General features: G+C 71.7%; 11 protein-coding genes and 1 pseudogene. 8 read left to right on the top strand and 4 right to left on the bottom strand.

All coding sequences use genetic code 11. The annotated features are described in order from the left end of the window. The first annotated feature begins 2 nt into the window (after window positions 1–2). Window positions 3–1,265, top strand: coding sequence for a MurT ligase domain-containing protein (locus KM842_RS05950; protein WP_216261550.1), 1,263 nt, complete (start codon window positions 3–5; stop codon window positions 1,263–1,265). Next, a complete protein-coding gene (locus tag KM842_RS05945; protein WP_216261549.1) occupies window positions 1,262–2,035 on the top strand; it encodes a type 1 glutamine amidotransferase in 774 nt (257 codons plus the stop codon). The genes KM842_RS05950 and KM842_RS05945 overlap by 4 nt, the downstream gene beginning before the upstream one ends. A gap of 97 nt (window positions 2,036–2,132) precedes the next feature. On the opposite strand, the gene KM842_RS05940 is transcribed toward KM842_RS05945, so the two are convergent. Further along, entirely contained in the window at window positions 2,133–2,357 is a 225-nt protein-coding gene (locus KM842_RS05940) for a DUF7455 domain-containing protein (protein WP_216261548.1), read from the bottom strand. Window positions 2,358–2,535: 178 nt separating this feature from the next. Here KM842_RS05940 and KM842_RS05935 point away from each other — a divergent pair, with 178 nt between their 5' ends. Beyond that, window positions 2,536–4,713, top strand: coding sequence for a DNA gyrase/topoisomerase IV subunit B (locus KM842_RS05935; RefSeq protein ID WP_216261547.1), 2,178 nt, complete (start codon window positions 2,536–2,538; stop codon window positions 4,711–4,713). 145 nt (window positions 4,714–4,858) lie between these two features. Here KM842_RS05935 and KM842_RS05930 read toward each other — a convergent pair whose 3' ends face one another. After that, complete coding sequence (locus KM842_RS05930) at window positions 4,859–7,345, bottom strand: DNA gyrase/topoisomerase IV subunit A (protein WP_216261546.1); 2,487 nt, start codon at window positions 7,343–7,345, stop codon at window positions 4,859–4,861. A gap of 43 nt (window positions 7,346–7,388) precedes the next feature. Between KM842_RS05930 and KM842_RS05925 the strand changes: the two genes are divergently transcribed. Next, entirely contained in the window at window positions 7,389–8,537 is a 1,149-nt protein-coding gene (locus tag KM842_RS05925) for an alkaline phosphatase family protein (RefSeq protein WP_216261545.1), read from the top strand. A 91-nt stretch (window positions 8,538–8,628) separates the two neighbouring features. Here the strand turns inward: KM842_RS05925 and sepH are convergent, their stop codons facing one another. After that, window positions 8,629–9,648 carry a septation protein SepH gene (gene sepH, locus KM842_RS05920; protein ID WP_216261544.1) on the bottom strand — a complete coding sequence of 340 codons (1,020 nt, stop codon included), beginning with the start codon at window positions 9,646–9,648 and terminating at the stop codon, window positions 8,629–8,631. 262 nt (window positions 9,649–9,910) lie between these two features. Between sepH and KM842_RS05915 the strand changes: the two genes are divergently transcribed. After that, on the top strand, window positions 9,911–10,210 hold the full coding sequence (locus KM842_RS05915) for a DUF4193 domain-containing protein (RefSeq protein ID WP_110825450.1): 300 nt from the start codon (window positions 9,911–9,913) through the stop codon (window positions 10,208–10,210). A 112-nt stretch (window positions 10,211–10,322) separates the two neighbouring features. Here the strand turns inward: KM842_RS05915 and KM842_RS05910 are convergent, their stop codons facing one another. Then, window positions 10,323–10,793, bottom strand: coding sequence for a DUF3093 domain-containing protein (locus KM842_RS05910; RefSeq protein WP_216261543.1), 471 nt, complete (start codon window positions 10,791–10,793; stop codon window positions 10,323–10,325). A gap of 77 nt (window positions 10,794–10,870) precedes the next feature. Between KM842_RS05910 and dut the strand changes: the two are divergent. The 3 genes and pseudogenes from dut to KM842_RS05895 form a co-directional block, all read left to right on the top strand. After that, a pseudogene (gene dut / locus KM842_RS05905) lies at window positions 10,871–11,326 on the top strand (dUTP diphosphatase); the annotation flags it as partial. Window positions 11,327–11,448: 122 nt separating this feature from the next. After that, a complete protein-coding gene (locus tag KM842_RS05900; protein ID WP_216261541.1) occupies window positions 11,449–12,168 on the top strand; it encodes a DUF3710 domain-containing protein in 720 nt (239 codons plus the stop codon). Between the two features lie 37 nt (window positions 12,169–12,205). After that, entirely contained in the window at window positions 12,206–12,976 is a 771-nt protein-coding gene (locus tag KM842_RS05895) for a DUF3159 domain-containing protein (protein WP_216261540.1), read from the top strand. Window positions 12,977–13,005: the final 29 nt, after the last annotated feature.

Genomic DNA, 13,005 nt, shown 5'->3' with positions numbered 1-13,005 from the left:
ACGTGCGTTTCGCGATCCCGATCCTGGTCGGGCGGATCCTCCGCGCCCTCGCCCGTGCGAGGGGCGGCGGCTCCGCCTACCCGGGCTACGTCGTCCTCAAGCTCGTCCCGGACTTCCTGCAGCACGTCACGCGCCAGTTCCCGAACGGCGTCGTGTTCGTGCTCGGCTCGAACGGCAAGTCAACGACGACGCACATGATCTCGGAGATCGTGCGGGCGCACGGTCTGCGGGTGTTCACGAACCCGTCGGGCGCGAACCTGCCGCAGGGCATCGCCTCGGCGCTGCTGTCCGAGGTCTCGCTGACCGGCAAGCTGAAGGCCGACATCGGCATCCTCGAGGTCGACGAGGCGTTCGCGGTCGAGCTCGCCGGCATCCTGTCGCCGTCCACGGTGACGATGCTCAACGTGCAGGTCGACCAGCTCTACCGCTTCTTCGAGACCGAGCGCGTCGCGACCATGATGCTCGACACGGCGGCGCTGTCGTCGGCGAACGTCGTCACCAACCACGACGACCAGTTCCTCGACGCCTACGCGGCCGTCGACGGACAGCGGGTCCTGCGCTTCGGCGCGAGCACCGAGGTCGTGGCGGCGGCGCCGAACGGGCTGCAGAACGCCGACGACTTCGTGGCCGGGGCCGACCGGGCCGAGACGTCCGCCGACGCCGAGGTGACTGCGTTCTCCGGTGACGGCGCGACGATCGCCTTCGCCGGCACCGAGATCCCCGTCCGTCTGCCGGCCCGGGGGCTGCACTACGCGGTCGACGCTGCTGCCGCGGCCGCGACGGCCAGCGCTGCGCTGGGCGACCAGTTCCGGGCGTCCGCCGTGACGAAGGCGTTCGAGCGCATGAAGCCGGCCTACGGGCGAGGCGAGCGCCTCCCGATCGCGGGGGAGTCCGCCGAGTTCACGATGTTCAAGAACGCCGCGAGCCTGCAGCTCAACCTCGACGCCCTGCCGGCGCACCCGGAGCAGGTCCTCATGGCGATCGACGAGGGCACGCCGGACATCTCGTGGATCTACGACATCGACTTCTCGAAGCTCGACCACGTGGACGTCGTCTCCGGTGACAAGGCCTGGCAGATCGCGATCGCGCTCGAGCACGCCGGTGTCCGCATCGGCCGGGTCGAACCGGACGTCGAGTCGGCGATCCGGCACATGCAGGGCCTCGGCGCGACGACGACCGGCACGAAGAACTTCATCGTCAACTACGAGATCATGATGATCGCCCGGAAGGCCCTGGGGCACCCGGACATGGAGAAGACCGCATGACGGCCGATCGCCTGACCATCCTGCACGTCTACCCGCGCCAGATGGGCGTCTCGGGGGACCGCGGCAACGTCGCAGCCCTCGTCCGGCGTGCCGAGGCCGCGGACATCGCGACCGAGGTCGTCGAGTACGCGCCGGGCGACGTCCTGCCCACGACCGCCGACGTCGTCCTGGTCGGCAACGGTCCGCTCAGCGCGATGCGCTCGCTCGGCCCGGACGTCGCCCGCATCGGCGCTCCGCTGCGCGAGTTCGCGGTCGCCGGGATCCCGGTCGTCGCGGTCGGCGGCGGCTTCGACCTCGCCACGAAGCAGGTCGTCCCCACCGAGGGTGCTCCCATCGACGGCTTCGGCGTGTTCGACGCCCGAGCCGTCCGTGGCGCCGAGCGACGGGTCAACTACTTCGTCCTCGAGACCCGGTACCCGCTGCTCCCCGGAGCGTCGACCCGTCTCGCGGGCTTCGAGGACCACGCGGCCCGCATCGAGCTCGGCGAGGGCGTGCAGCCCTTCGCGGACGTCGTCTCCGGCGGCGGGAACCAGGCTGGTGCGCCGGTCGAGGGTGCGGTCTCCGGGACGTCCTTCGGGACGCACACCCAGGGGCCGATCCTGCCGCTCAACCCGCAGCTGACCGATGCCGTCCTCGCCGCGGCGACCGGACGCGTCGGCCGCGACTACACGCCGGATGCCGAGCGCACGGCGACCATCGACCGCTACGCCCGCGAGGCGCGCGCGACGATCGACCGCTACGTCGACAAGGCGTTCAAGCGCATCGCCTGAGCACCACCACCGCGGTCCAGCCCGCGACAGACCGGAGGCCCGGTGTCGGTTCCGAGAACCGACACCGGGCCTCCGGTGTGTCTGCTGCTGTGTCGTCCTACTTGGACTCGTGGAGTCGCGACGACTCGTCGTGCCACTCGAGCGCGGTGGCGGCGAGCTTGTCCTTGAACTCAGCGCCGTGGTGGGCGCAGAACAGGAGTTCACCACTGGCCATGGTGGCGCGGATGTAGGCCTGCGCACCGCAGCTGTCGCAGCGGTCGGCTGCGGTGAGCTGGTGGTCGTTGAGTTCGTCGACGGAGAGGTCCTGCACGGTCTGGGTCATTGCTGTGCTCCTCACGGATCGCAGTACGGTGCGGTGAATGCACCCATTCCAACACGTCTTGCCTGGATGCCCCGCATCCTGACCGGCTCGTTCGCTCAGCGCGGAGCGGTTGTCCCCTGGCCGAGGCGCACCGCGCGATCGGCCCGGTCCTGTCGGTGCGGATCGGTACGCTCATCAGGTGAGCTCCGACTACTCCGCACGGCATCTCTCCGTCCTCGAAGGACTCGAGGCGGTCCGGAAGCGTCCCGGCATGTACATCGGCTCGACGGACTCCCGTGGCCTCATGCACTGCCTGTGGGAGGTCATCGACAACTCCGTCGACGAAGCCCTCGCCGGGCACGGTGACGAGATCGGTGTGACGCTGCACGCCGACGGATCGGTCGAGGTCTCCGACGTCGCCCGTGGCATCCCGGTCGACGTCGAGCCGAAGACCGGACTCACCGGTGTCGAGGTCGTGTTCACCAAGCTCCACGCTGGCGGCAAGTTCGGGTCGGGGTCGTACGCGGCCTCCGGTGGTCTGCACGGTGTCGGGGCCTCGGTCGTGAACGCCCTGTCGGAGCGCCTCGACGTGCAGGTCGACCGGGGCGGCAAGACGTACGTGATGTCCTTCCACCGCGGGGAGCCCGGCGTCTTCGACGACAGCCAGGGGATCGGCCCCGACGCCCCCTTCGCACCGTTCACCTCGGGCAGCGAGCTCCGCGTGGCAGGCAAGGTGAAGAAGGGCGTGACCGGCACCCGGGTGCGCTACTGGGCTGACCGACAGATCTTCACGAAGGACGCCGCGTTCAGCACCGGCGACCTCGTCAACCGCGCCCGCCAGACCGCCTTCCTGGTGCCGGGACTCGGCCTCACCATCACCGACGCCCGTCCCGCGTCCATCGCCGCCGCGGCCGAGCGTGCGGCGCTGGCCGCCCCGGCACCCGGAGCCGCCGACGACGCGGGCGAGGACGGCGCCGCGGTGGTCCGGCACGTCGAGCAGGGCCCGGTGGTCGAGCGTTTCCGGTACGAGGGCGGCATCGGCGAGTTCGTCGAGCACCTCTCGGTCGACGGCGCCGTCACCGACGTGTGGCGCATCCAGGGTTCCGGCACGTTCAAGGAGACCGTGCCGATGCTCGACGACAAGGGGCACATGGTGTCCACCGAGGTCGAGCGCTCCTGCGAGGTCGACGTGGCCCTGCGCTGGGGTGACGGCTACGAGACGGCGTTCCGCAGCTTCGTGAACATCATCGCGACGCCCAAGGGCGGGACGCACCAGGCGGGCTTCGAGTCCGGCCTGGTGAAGGCGGTCCGGGCGCAGGTCGAGGCCAACGCCCGCAAGTTGAAGGTCGGGCAGGACAAGCTCGAGAAGGACGACGTGCTCGCCGGTCTGACGGCGGTGCTCACGGTCCGCCTGCCGGAGCCGCAGTTCGAGGGGCAGACGAAGGAGATCCTCGGCACGCCCGCGGTCCGCCGGATCGTCGACTCGGTCGTCGCGAAGCGGATGACGGAGATCCTGACCTCCACGCAGCGGACCGAGAAGGCGCAGGCGGCCCTGCTGCTCGAGAAGGTCGTCTCCGAGATGAAGACCCGCATCTCCGCCCGGGCCCACAAGGAGACGCAGCGCCGGAAGAACGCGCTCGAGAACTCCTCGCTGCCGACCAAGCTCGCCGACTGCCGGTCGAACGACGTCGAGGGCACCGAGCTCTTCATCGTCGAGGGCGACTCGGCCCTGGGCACCGCGAAGCTCGCCCGCAACAGCGAGTACCAGGCGCTGCTGCCCATCCGCGGCAAGATCCTCAACGTGCAGAAGGCGTCCGTGTCGGACATGCTCTCGAACGCCGAGTGCGCCTCGATCATCCAGGTCATCGGCGCCGGCTCCGGCCGCACGTTCGAGCTCGACCAGGCCCGCTACGGCAAGGTCATCATCATGTCGGACGCCGACGTCGACGGTGCCCACATCCGCACGCTGCTGCTGACGCTGTTCTTCCGGTACATGCGGCCGATGATCGAGCAGGGCCGGGTGTTCGCCGCCGTGCCGCCGCTGCACCGGGTCGTCGTGGTGAACCGCGGGAAGCCGAACGACACGCTCTACACGTACTCCGAGCAGGAACTCACGACCCTGCTGAAGAAGCTCGAGCGCTCGAACAAGAAGTACCTCGAGCCGATCCAGCGCTACAAGGGCCTGGGGGAGATGGATGCCGACCAGCTCGCCGAGACGACGATGGACCGTGCGCACCGGACCCTCCGCCGCGTCAACGTGTCCGACGCGGAGTCCGCGGCGAAGGTGTTCGAGCTCCTCATGGGCAACGACGTCGCTCCGCGCAAGGAGTTCATCCTGGCCGGCGAGGGTCTGGACCGCGAGCGCATCGACGCCTGAGCCGCCGGGGCGTCCGACCTGACGGACGGGAGGCGCGGTGCGGACCCGCACCGCGCCTCCCGTCCGTCGCCGGCGTGCGCTCGCGACGACGACGGCGTCCCCGCAGGGCGGCCCAGGCGGACCGGGGCGCGGGGCGACCCGCGGCTCAGACCTCGCCGCGCGTCCCGTCGACCGCCGCCGCGCTGCCGCCGATCGTGACGACCTCGGCGTCGAGCGGGCTGCCCGAGCCGTCGCGTTTCGACAACCAGTCGGGCAACGTGCGCGCCGCTCCGTCCGCGCCGACCGCGTGCGGTGGTGCCACACCGGCCCACGCCACGGTCAGCCCGTCCTCGCCCTTCAGGAACGCGTGCGCCCGGACCCCCTGGGTGCCGCGGCCCTTCGCCGGGAACTCGGTGAGCGCGGACACCTTGGCCCGGCCCGCGTCGGTCCCGGGGAGCGCCGTCGAGGTCGTCGACACGGTCGCGACGACGGAGTCCTCGGTCAGGGCGACCGAGCCGAACCAGACCACGGAGGCGCCCGCGCCGAGGGAGACCCCGGCGACACCGCCGGCCGGCAGCCCCTGCGGGCGCACGGCGGCGGCCGGGAAACGGAGCAGCTGCGCGTTCGAGGTGATGAACACGAGGTCGTCCGACTCGGGTGCCTGGGTGGCACCGACGACACGGTCGCCGGGCTTCAGGCCGATGGCGGGGAAGTCGGGCTTCTCGGGCCAGGCGGCCGGGACGACGCGCTTCACGACGCCCTGCGCGGTGCCGATGGCGACGGAGTCCGCCACCGAGCCGTCCAGCGACACCAGGGCCACGACGACCTCGTTCTTCGGGACGCCGAGGTAGTCGGTGACGCGGACCCCGGCGTCGAGCCGGACCGATGCCGGTGGGACGGCCGGCACGTCGACGGGGGAGAACCGGACGATCCGCCCCGTGGAGGTGAGCGCCCCGACCTGCCCGCGGACCGTGCTCACGACGGTGGAGCGGACGGCGTCGTGCTTCGAGCGCTTCGGCACGTGCACGATCCCGGACTCGGCGGCGGGGATGTCGACGCGGACCAGTCGCCCGGTGGTGGACAGCAGCACACGGCACGGCGCATCCGCGACCTGCAGCGACTCGGGGTCGACCGCGGCCTTGCGACCACCGCGGACCGGGGCGTCGGCCTCGGTGAGGAGCGTGCGGCGGGGCGTGGCGAAGCGGTCGGACACCTCGCTGAGTTCGGTCGCGACCTGGGCACGGAGCCGGTCGTCGGACGCCAGCAGTTCCTCGAGCGAGGCGATGTCGGCGAGCAGCTGGTCGCGTTCGCCCTCGAGCTCCATGCGCGAGAACTTCGTCAGGCGACGCAGGCGCAGCTCGAGGATGTACTCGGCCTGCACCTCGGACAGGTCGAAGACGTCACGCAGACGGGAGCGCGCGGCCTCGGAGTCGTCCGACGTGCGGATGACCTGGATGACCTCGTCGATGTCGAGGATCGCGATGAGCAGCCCCTCGACCAGGTGCAGCCGTTCGCGGCGCCGGGCCAGCCGGTACTCCGAGCGCCGCGTGACGACCGACAGGCGGTGCCGCACGTACACGTCGAGCAGGTCGCGCAGGCCGAGGGTCCGCGGTGAGCCGTCGACGAGCGCGACGTTGTTGATGCCGAAGTTCTCCTCGAGCGGAGTGTGCTTGTACAGCTGCTCGAGCACGGCGGTCGGGTTGAAGCCGGACTTGATGCCGATCACCAGGCGCAGGCCGTGGTTGCGGTCGGTGAGGTCGTTGACGTCCGAGATGCCGACGAGCTTCTTCGCCTGCACCCCGTCCTTGATCTTCTCGATGACCCGCTCGGGGCCGACGAGGTACGGCAGCTCGGTGACGACCAGGCCGGTCTTGCGGGGCGAGATGTTCTCGACCGAGACCTTGGCCCGCGTGCGGAAGGTTCCGCGCCCCGTGGCGTAGGCGTCGCGCACGCCGGAGAGCCCGACGATGGTGCCACCGGAGGGCAGGTCCGGTCCGGGGACGAACTCCATGAGCTCGTCGAGGGTCGCCCGGGGGTGCATCAGCAGGTGCTTGGCGGCCTCGACCACCTCGCCCAGGTTGTGCGGCGCCATGTTCGTCGCCATGCCGACAGCGATGCCCGAGGCGCCGTTCACCAGGAGGTTCGGGAACGCCGCCGGCAGGACGCTCGGCTGCATGATCTGGTTGTCGTAGTTCGGGACGAAGTCGACGACGTCCTCGCCCAGACCCTCGGTCATCGCCATCGAGGGCTCGGCCAGCCGGGCCTCGGTGTACCGGGCCGCTGCGGGTCCGTCGTCGAGCGAGCCGAAGTTGCCGTGGCCGTCGACGAGCGGGACGCGCATCGTGAACGGCTGCGCGAGCCGCACCAGGGCGTCGTAGATCGCGCCGTCGCCGTGCGGGTGCAGCTTGCCCATCACCTCGCCGGTGACGCGCGCGCTCTTCACGTGCCCACGGTCCGGGCGCAGGCCCATCTCCGCCATCTGGTACAGGATCCGTCGCTGGACCGGCTTGAGTCCGTCGCGGGCGTCCGGGAGGGCGCGGGAGTAGATCACCGAGTACGCGTACTCGAGGAAGGAGCCCTGCATCTCCTCGGAGACGTCGACGTCCTCGATCCGCTCACCGTCGGGGAGTCCGACGACGTCCGTGCGTGCCATGGCACCTTCCTGCCGACCCAGTTCGATCTGGAAGACTCTGGGGGTGGGAACAAGCGTACCGACGGCCCCCGACGGCGCCGTGAACCTCGCCGACGTGCTGCCGAGTTGCCTCGTCGCGCTGGGCGCCGCCGACGATGCCTGGCTGCGCGACCGCGGCCTGGAGGCCCGGATCACCCTCCGCCCCGCCCGTTCCGCGGTCGTGGTGCTGGTCGACGGCCTCGGGGCCAACGCCCTCGCCGCACGGGCCGGGCACGCCCGCTTCCTGACGGCCACGAAGAAGCGGCTGCGGAGCGGCTTCCCGACCACGACCGCGGCGGCCCTCAGCACCCTGACGACGGGTCGCTCACCGGGCACCCACGGCGTCGTCGGCTACAGCGCGTGGGTCCCGGACGAGTCGCGCGTGGTGAACCTGCTCAGCGGCTGGGACACCGAGGTGCCAACGGGCTGGCTCCGGTCGGGCACGGTGTTCACCACAGCCCGGGAGCTCGGCGTCGACCCGGTCGTGGTCGCACCGGGGCGGTACCGGTCCTCGGGCATGACGGCGAACGTCCTCGGTGGCGCGCGCTTCGTCGCCGGCGACGACGTCCGCGCACGGGTCGACGCCGCCGTCGACGCGACGGCCTCGGGGCAGCAGCTCGTGTACCTGTACATCCCGGAGCTCGACTCGATCGCGCACAAGCACGGGTGGCAGTCGGACCGGTGGACGGCCGCGCTCGAGCTGGTCGACGGCGAACTCGCCCGTCTCGCGGCCCGGCTCGCCCCCGATGTCGGCGTGCTCGTGACAGCCGACCACGGGATCCTCGACGTCCCGCCGGAGTCGAACGTGGCGATGGACCCGGACCTGCTCGTCGACGTGGTCGGGATCGCGGGTGACCCGCGCTGCTGCCAGCTGACCGTGGCGCCGGGCACCGACGTCCCCGCCCTGGTCGAGGCGTTCCGCAGCTCGCTGGGCAAGCGTGCCGTCGTGGCGAGCCGGGCCGAGGCGGTCGCCGCCGGGTGGTTCGGCACCGTGACCGACGAGGTGCTGCCGCGGATCGGCGACGTGCTCGTCGTCGCCCGCGGCTCGTGGGCGTTCAACGACGACCGGGGCGTTGCCGCGGGCTCGCAGCCGGGCCGGATGGTCGGTCAGCACGGCGCCATGAGCGACGACGAGCTCCTCGTGCCGCTGCGCCTGGCCGGGGCGTTCTCCTAGGACCCGAGGGCACCGGCCGTCGCCCACCGGACGACGGGAGGCCCGCCCCACGGACGTGGGACGGGCCTCCCGTCAGGCGGACGGAGCGGACTCAGACGGTGTCGTCGTCAGGACGGGTGCCGAAGACGATCTCGTCCCAGCTGGGCATCGCGCGGCGGTTGCGCTTGCGGCGGTCCTGGCGGCCGTCGGCCTCCGGGGCGGAGGCGGGACGCGCCTCCGGCTGCGGTGCGGTGTCCGAGTCGTCCTGGCCGTGCAGCGGGATGTCGACGACGCTCACGGACGAGCCGCGCGGTGCGTCCTGCTGCTCGGGGAACGACGCGGCCTCCCGCTCTCCGCGGCGACGGCGGAGGGCCTCGAGCAGGTCGGCGGTCTCGTTGCCGGGGGCGCGCTCCTCGACGTAGGCGGTGCCGATGCGGGGGAGCGGCGGACGGAGCGGGGCGCGGTCGGTGCTCTCCGGGGCGGCGGGCTCGTCCTCGGCCACGGGCTCCGCGACCTGGAACGCACCCGAGTCGAAGCGGGTGCCGTCGTCGTCCTGGCGCTCGTACTCGACGGCGCGGAGGCGCGGGGCGATGCCCTCGTCCTCGGTGTGCGACAGGCGGTGCGCGTCACCGTTGTCCGGCACGAGGGTCGCGGTCTTCGGGTCGAAGCGCCACTGGGCGTCGTGCTCGACCTCGGCCGCGGTGTAGCGGACCTGCACCTGCCAGCCGTTCTCGACGTGCTTCCAGCTCGACCACGTGATGTCGGTCGCGTCGCCGGCCTCGAGACGTGCGGTGATCGCCTCGCCGAAGGTGTCGGGCGAGGCGTCGTCGACCGGCGTCACGCTGACGCGACGGGCGGCGTCGAGGATGAACGAGCGCTCGGCGAGGACCGGGCCCTCGAAGCGTCGGACGTAGTCGACCTCGACCCCGAGCGCCGAAGCGACGTCTGCCGCGTCCGCACCGCTGCGGATGCGCGCCTGGACGTCCTTGGGGGAGACCCGCTTCTGCGGTCCCGAGTCGGGGTTCGCCTGCCGGACCTGACCCGGGAGCGACGCCGTCACCGGCAACCGGAACTCGGTCCCGCCGTCGGTCGCCAGGAGGAGTGACCCGGATTCGACTCCGATGACTCTCACGTCTTGCATGGTTCCGCCTTCCGCTGCCTGCGTACGGTCGTGCGTCGTACCCGAGGAGTATGCAGGCCGTCCGGGCACTTTCCGGGGAGGCGCACGGCGTGCCGCGCGCAGGTCGTCGACTCCGGGAATGCGCACGGTGCACGGCGGGTTGCAGGGCCAGAACGCGCCACTCGACCGCCCGGTTTGCACTCGGACCGGCCGTGGTGCAAACTGTCGCCGCCGATTCCGGCGACGACCCTCTCGATACGAGAAATGGATGGGCATGGCCACCGATTACGACGCCCCTCGGAAGACCGACGACAACTCTGACTCGGAGTCGATCGAGGCCCTCAAGGAGCGCGTTCCCGACAAGATGTCGGGGGTCGTCGACGACGATTCCGACAACCCTGGCAGTTTCGAGCTCGCGGGTCAGGACCTCAGCGACGTCGACCTCGACGTCGTCGTGCTGCCCCCGCAGGTCGACGAGTTCACTTGTGTGGAGTGCTTCCTCGTGAAGCACCGCTCGCAGCTCGACCACGAGACGAAGCTCGGCCCCGTGTGCATGGAGTGCGCCGCACTCTGAGCGCACGCTGCCGAGCGTGAGGACGGCCCGCATCCTGTCGGATGCGGGCCGTCCTGCGTGTGCGGGGCTGCCCGCCAGCGCACCGGTGTCGTTGCCGGGGCTCGCCCGGCCGTCAGCGCTCGGCGGCGGTCGCCGTCCCGGCGCTCGTGGCGCCGGTGGTCAGGGCCCGCGTGACCGCCTCCGGGTCGCGCACGCTGACCAGCCAGTACGGCGTCGGGTCGGCGGCGTCGCGCACCTCGACCTTCACCACGCCGTGCACGTACCCGCGGAAGAGCGTCCACGCGCGGGCGTCGAGCTCCGGGCCGCGCTGGCTCGTCGCCGCCGTGCCCGTGTAGCCCGCGACCTCGCCGACCGCCGTCCGGGGCAGGTGCGCACGGCCGGCGCGGAACTCGGTGTCGGTCACCTCGACCACGGGTGCGAGGACCCACAGGAGGACGAGCACGGCCAGTTCCATGCCGATCGCGACGACGACGCCGGCCGTCACGCTGATCGGGAGGAACACGAGCAGGCTCGCGGGGATGACGAGCGCCGTCGCCAGGTACAGGGCCGGCGGCGCCCACAGTCGTTCGCGGTACACGGTCACCCCTCCATTCGACCATGCATCGCTGCGTGCTCCGGTCCAGGTCACGGATCGGTCACGGTCTGCACTACCCTCGTCTCGTGACCGATGCAGTCGAGGTGCTCTGGACCGGGGATGCCGCTCCCGTCTTCGCGAAACCCGGGGACGCCGGGGCCGACCTGACCTCCGCCGAGGCCGTCGTCCTCGCGCCCGGGCAGCGCCGCCTGGTCGGGACCGGGCTCGCCGTCGCCCTCCCCGCGGGCCACGTCGGGTTCGTCGTGCCTCGGAGCGGCCTCGCCGCGAAGCACGGCATCACCATCGTGAACGCCCCCGGCACCATCGACTCCGGCTACCGCGGCGAGCTCAAGGTCGCGCTCCTCAACACGGACACCACCGAGCCGTACGCGGTGCAGGTCGGCGACCGCATCGCACAGCTCGTCGTCCTGCCGGTGCCGCCGGTGACCTTCACGCGTGTCACCGAGTTGCCGGACAGCGTCCGCGGCCAGGACGGCTTCGGCTCGTCGGGCTACCGTGACGACGAGGGCGGGCACCCGGCCACCTACGGGGCGGGCGACGCGCGTCGCGACGAGCACACGCCCGCCGACGGACACACCACCGGACAGGACGGCGCGGCGACGCCCGTCTACGTGCACGAGCAGGGTCGAGAAGGGACGCGGTCATGAGGATCGGACGACGCAAGCGCGACGAGGTCGAGGTCGCCGAGGCCGTGGTGGACGACGTCGAGGTCGGCGGTCCCACGCCGGAGATCGAACTCGCCGACGACGCCGACGCGGGTCTCGACGAGGTGCTCGCGACGGAGTCGACCGACAAGTCGGCCCCGGCGGACCGCAGCGACAACGGCCCCCTCGACGAAACCGAGGCGAACCTGGTCCGTCCGTACGTCGACCTCGGCGGCGTGAAGATCCTGCCGCGCGAGGGCCTGCACCTCCGCCTCGAGGTCGAGGAGGACTCCAAGCGGGTCGTCGCCGTCGGCCTGGACTTCGACGAGTCCACCCTGCAGGTGCAGCCGTTCGCCGCGCCGCGGTCGACCGGCCTGTGGCACGAGATCCGCGCGCAGATCGCCGAGCAGATCGAGCAGCAGGGCGGCGTCGTGACCGAGGTCGACGGACCGTTCGGCCCCGAGCTCCGCGCGCAGGTCCCCGTCGTGGGCGGCGCCGGTGTCACCGACGGCGTGCGTGCCGCCCGCTTCGTGGGCGTCGACGGGCCGCGCTGGTTCCTCCGCGGTGTGATCGCCGGCAAGGCCGCCGACCAACCGGACGACTCCGCCGACATCGAGGAGCTGTTCCGCAGCGTCGTCGTGGTGCGCGGCACGACGCCGATGCCGCCGCGCGACCTCATCCCGCTGCACATGCCGAAGACGACCCCGTCGGCCGTCTGACCCGGCCGTCGGCCGCACGACCCTGCCTGGAGGCCCGGTGACCGACCACGACGACCGCGCACGACCCGACCGGGTCGCGCCCGACGGCGACCCGTACGCCGAGGAGCGGGCCGAGCCGCTGTCGCTGCAGGCGCAGCTCCGCGACGCTGTGCGGAACGCCGGCATCGGGCAGGTCGCGCCCGGCGAGGCCCCGTCCGGCAAGGCCCTGCTGACCGCGGTCGGCGGCGTCCGCGGGCTCGCCGAGTCCGTGCTGCCGGGGTTCGCGTTCCTCATCGTGTACGCCGTCACGAAGGAGGTCGTGCCGAGCGTCGTCGTCCCGGTGGCGATCGGCCTCGTCTTCGTGGTGCTGCGCCTGGTGCAGCGGCAGTCGATCATGATGTCCTTCGCGGGCATCTTCGGCGTCGCGATCTCGGCGGGCCTGGCGCTGCTGACCGGTCGTGCGGAGAGCAACTTCATCCCCGGCATCGTCATCAACGCGGTGTTCCTGGCCGTCATCCTGGTGACGCTGGCGATCCGCCGTCCGCTCATCGGCCTGGTCGTGGGCCTGCTGGTGCCCGGCGACGAGGACGGGCGCGACTGGCGTGACGACGCGGCGAAGCGCCGGGTCCTGACGGTCGCGACCTGGATGTGGGCCGGGCTCTTCGCCTTCCGGCTCGCCTTCGAGATCCCGCTCTGGTTGACGGCGCAGGTCGAACTGCTCGCCGGCATCAAGCTCATCACCGGGGTGCCGCTCTACGCCGCGCTGCTCTGGGTCACGTGGCTGCTCGTCCGGACCGTCTTCGTCCGGGACGAGCCAGCCGCGGTGTAGAGTTGTCTCGACGTCAAGACACTTTCCTG

This window comes from Curtobacterium sp. L6-1 (assembly GCF_018885305.1).
Taxonomy (GTDB): Bacteria; Actinomycetota; Actinomycetes; order Actinomycetales; family Microbacteriaceae; genus Curtobacterium; species Curtobacterium aetherium.
This window is presented reverse-complemented; position numbering and strand designations above follow the sequence as displayed.